Here is a 4,469-nt window from a genome sequence, read left to right as displayed (position 1 = left end):
GCTCGACGCGCTCGCCGCCGCCGGGCCGCCGCGCAAGCCGCCCCCGCGCGGCTCACCGTCGACCTCGGCGCCCCGGAGGGGCCGGTGCTGCGCGGCGCCGCGGGCGCGCTGTACGGGCTCAGCGACGTCGGCGTCCCCAGCGACGCCGCGCTCGCGCCGCTGAAGTTCACCAGCGTCTCGCAGAAGCCGGAGGGCGGCGCACAGCACCCCAACGGCGACGCGATCACCGTCTCGGAGTCCTTCTTCCGCAACAGCGAAGGAGACATCCTGGTGATGATGCAGGACATGTACGTGGAGTGGCCGTACGAGGACCTCGGCATCGAGGACTACCTCGGCAAGGTCGAGCGCATCGCCGCCGACATCGCCGCCGCCGAGCAGCGCGACCGCTTCGTCTACGTCCTGTTCAACGAGCCCGACTACATCTGGTACGACCTCGACGTCGCCGACACCGGGCAGTACCGGCGGAACCGGGACCGCTTCCTGCAGGACTGGACGCGCGTCTACCGGCTGGTCCGCTCCCGCCACCCCGGCGCCCGCATCGCCGGCCCCAACGAGGCCGCGTACGACGCCCGCTTCCTGCCCGACTTCCTCGCCTACGCGAAAGCCAACGACGTCCTGCCCGACATCCTGACCTGGCACGAACTCGGCTCCGCCTCGCTCGCCGACTTCCAGGGCCACTACGACCACTACCGCTCGATCGAGCGGGCCGCGGGCGTCGGCCCGCTGCCCGTCAACATCAACGAATACGGCAACCGCCGCGACATGTCCGTGCCGGGACAGCTCGTGCAGTGGGCCGCCATGTTCGAGCGGAACAAGGTGCACGCGGACATGGCGTACTGGGACGCCGCCGGCAACCTCTCCGGCACCGTCGTCCGCGCCAACGCCCCCAACGGCGCCTGGTGGTTCTTCCGCTGGTACGCGGGGCTGACCGGGGAGACCGTCGCCGTCACTCCCCCGCGGCCGAACGCCGTCGACACCCTGCAGGGCATGGCCGCCCTCGACCCGGCCCGCCGCCAGGCCCAGGCCATCGTCGGCGGCGCGGCGGGCGACGCGGACGTCACGCTGCGGAACGTCGCCCGCGACGTGCTCGGCACCGAGGTCAGCGTGGTGGTCAGCGAGGCGGCCTGGTCCGGCTACGAGGGGCAGCACCCGGCACCGCGGGTGCTGTCCCGCACGAAGACCGCCGTGGCCGCCGACGGCACGGTGACCGTGCCCCTGCGCGGCATGCACCTCATGTCCGCGTACCGCATCGTGCTCACCCCCGCCGGCGCCGGCGCTCCCGCCGCGGCCGACGTGCCCTGGTCCGCGGCGTACGAGGCGGAGGACGCGGCGATCACCGACGGCACCGTCCACACCCACGGCACGCCGGCCAACGCCAACGGCTACGCCGCGTCCGGCACCAAGGACGTCGGCGACCTGGGCGAGCCCACCAGCAGGGTCGACTTCACGGTCACCGTCCCCCGCACCGGCCGGTACGACCTCGCCGTCCTGTACGGCAACCAGTCCGGCGTCCCGGCCACGCAGCGGCTCCTGGTCGACGGTGGCGCCTCCGGCAGGAAAGCCACGCTCACGTACCCGTCCACCGAGAACTGGACCTATCGCGGCAAGCAGGAGACCACCCTGCGGCTGTCCGCCGGCAGCCACACCCTCACCCTCGCCCGCGACACCGCCGAGGTCACCCTCGACCGCATCGACCTGACCGAGCACCGCACGCCGCGTGCGGTCTACGAGGCCACCCTCGCCGACATCACCGGCGAGCCGGGCTTCGACTACTCCTCGGCGGCGGGACCCGGCACGGGCGCCCTGCTCCTCGGCCCCGGCGACCAGGCGGTCTTCGACGTCTACGCCCCGCGCGACGCTTACTACACGCTGGTCCCCCGCGCCGCCGGCCCCGTTCGGCTGGCGCTGCACGGCACCGCGCTGACCGCCGCGCCGAACACCCCCCGGAGGGTGTACCTGCTCGCCGGCAACAACCGCGTCACCGTCACGGCCCGTGCCGGCGCCGGTGCCGGCGCCCGCGTCGGCGTCACGGCGCTTGAGGCCGAGGGCGCGGGCGACACCGACGGCGTCACGGTCCTGGAGGCCGCCCGGGCGCGGCTCGCGGGCGGCGCCAGGCTCGTCGACAGCCCGTACGCCTCGGGCGGCAGCTACATCGGCTACCTCGGCAACGCGCCGGAGAGCACCGCCGAGTTCACCGTCACCGCCAGGGCGGCCGGCCGCCACATGCTGGTCGTCCGCTACGCCAACAACGACCGCGACGAGGGCCACGCCTACAACACCGACATCATCTCCCGCAAGGCCGAGATCACCGTCAACGGCACGACGCGGCAGGCGGTCTTCAAGAACACCTGGGGCTGGGACGACTACTGGACCCTCGGCATCCCGGTCGACCTGCGCGACGGCCCCAACACGATCCGGTTCGGCAATCCGTCCGCGTGGGCACCCGACATCGACAGGATCGAGGTGGCACCGGTGCGGCACTGAGCCGGGATCGACCCCGGCCCCTCGACGGGGTGCGGCTCTCCGACGGGTCCCCGGGCGGAGACGCCGTACCCGGCGGGTGCGGGACAATGGAAGTGCCACGGCCGGGGCGGTGACCCTGCGCGGCAGCGGGCAACGTCCGCGTACGTGCGCCCCCCGGCCGGTCCTCACGGCAGTGCCCAGAGTCGAGAGGCGGGAGGCAGGCGGTCATCATGGCCAGCATCACTCAGCGTATCGGCGCCCTGTTCCGGACCAAGGCCCACAAGGCCCTCGACCGGGCCGAGGACCCGCGCGAGGTCCTGGACTACTCGTACGAGCGGCAGGTGGAGATGCTGCAGAGGGTGCGGCGCGGGCTGGCCGACGTCGCGACCAGCCGCAAGCACGTCGAGCGGCAGGTGGACCAGTTGCGGGAGTCCACGGGCAGGCTGGAGGGCCAGGCGCAGCAGGCGCTCACGGCCGACCGGGAGGACCTGGCCCGCGAGGCGCTCACCCGCCGGACCGCCGCGACCTCGAAGATCACCGAGCTGCAGGAGCAGCAGGCGTCGTTGCAGGAGCAGGAGGAGAAACTGACCGAGGCCGCCCAGCGCCTGCAGGCGCAGACGGACTCGTTCCGTACCCGCAAGGAGACGCTCAAGGCCACCTACACCTCGGCCGAGGCCCAGACCCGGGTCACCGAGGCCGTGAGCGGCATCGGTGAGGAGCTGGGCGATGTCGGCCTCGCCACGCAGCGGGCTCAGGACCAGACCGAGCAGATGCAGGCGCGCGCGGGCGCGCTGGACGAGCTGATCGCTTCCGGGGCGCTGGAGGACGCCACGCTGCCGGCCGGCCAGGACGACATGCAGGCCGAACTGGAGCGCGTCCATGCGGATCAGGACGTGGAGATCGAGCTGGCCAGGATGAAGGCGCAGCTGCCGTCCGCTTCCGCCCCGACGGAAACGGAGGGTCCGGACACCCCGGAGGACACCGCCTGACCCCCGGGGGCCCGGGCCGCGGGCGGCGGCCAGCGCGCGGGCCTCCGTCCAGAGCAGTCCAACCGGCGGGGCCGGCCGGGAGCCCTCAGTCTGGACACATATGAAAGGCGCGCGAAGACCCGACAGGCGCCGCCGCGCCCTGGGCTGGGCGGCCTCCGGCGCCGGAGCCGCGGTGGCGGCTGCCCTCACCGCGCTGGCCCTCGCCGACGCCCCGCCCTTCGGCGCCGACCCGGGTTCCGGCAGCCGGTCGCCGCACGCCTCGGCCAGTCCGTACTCCCCGGCCGACGCGCTGCGGCCCGCCATCGTCGCCCGGGAGAAGTGGGGCGCCGATCCGCGCCTCCTCGACCAGAAACCGCACTACGCGGACGCCGTGCATGCCGTGGTCATCCACCACACCGGCAACTCCAACGACTACGACTGCGCGGACAGCCCCCGTCTGGTACGGGAGATGTACGCGACGCACGCCGTCGACAAGGGCTGGGGCGACATCGGCTACAACTTCCTGGTCGACAAGTGCGGCACGGTCTTCGAGGGCCGGAAGGGCGGCGTGGACCGCCCGGTGATCGGGGCCCACGCCATCGGCCTCAACAGGGGCACGACCGGGATCGCCGTGATCGGCGCGTACACGGAGGGCGTGCCGGTGCCGAAGCCGCTGCGGGAGTCCATGGCCGTGCTCATCGCCTGGAAACTCGGGCTCGCCGGCATCGCCCCCGGCGCGCGTGCGCAGCTCGTCTCCACCAACAGCAGCAGCCGCTTCCCGAAGCACAGCTCCGTCACCGTGCCGGCCGTCATCGGCCACATCGACGCGTACGAGACGAACTGTCCCGGGAAGGCGCTCCTCGAACTGCTGCCCGGCCTCCGCAAGGAGGCGGCCCGCCTGCAGAGCGAGGCGAAGGCGCTGGTCCGGAGGGACGGCGGCCGGGCCGGCGACCGGAAGGCCGGGGGCGCGGGTCCGGTGCGCGCCCGCGCGGCCGGCCCCGGGGCGTCTCCGCCGCACCGGCCCCGGGCCCGGCCGCG

General features: G+C 73.7%; 3 protein-coding genes. All 3 read left to right on the top strand.

Features of this window, described 5'->3' with window-relative positions:
* Window positions 1-2,484 (top strand): CBM35 domain-containing protein (locus tag ABD317_RS33930; RefSeq protein ID WP_344295188.1); only part of this gene is annotated, 2,484 nt, incomplete at its 5' end.
* A 209-nt stretch (window positions 2,485-2,693) separates the two neighbouring features.
* Window positions 2,694-3,452 (top strand): PspA/IM30 family protein, encoded by a 759-nt coding sequence (locus ABD317_RS33925; RefSeq protein WP_344295186.1) that lies wholly within the window; start codon window positions 2,694-2,696, stop codon window positions 3,450-3,452.
* Window positions 3,453-3,624: 172 nt separating this feature from the next.
* A partial coding sequence (locus ABD317_RS33920) for a peptidoglycan recognition protein family protein (protein ID WP_425582509.1) occupies window positions 3,625-4,469 on the top strand: 845 nt, incomplete at its 3' end.

The organism is Streptomyces synnematoformans (assembly GCF_039531005.1).
In the GTDB taxonomy this organism is placed as follows: Bacteria; Actinomycetota; Actinomycetes; order Streptomycetales; family Streptomycetaceae; genus Streptomyces; species Streptomyces synnematoformans.
The sequence above is the reverse complement of the archived record's forward strand: the minus strand, read 5'-3'. Positions and strand labels throughout refer to the sequence as shown.

Coding starts and splice junctions, on each gene's coding strand:
- ABD317_RS33925 (WP_344295186.1), top strand. CDS start 2,694: ATGGCCAGCATCACTCAGCGTATCGGCGCCCTGTTCCGGACCAAGGCC.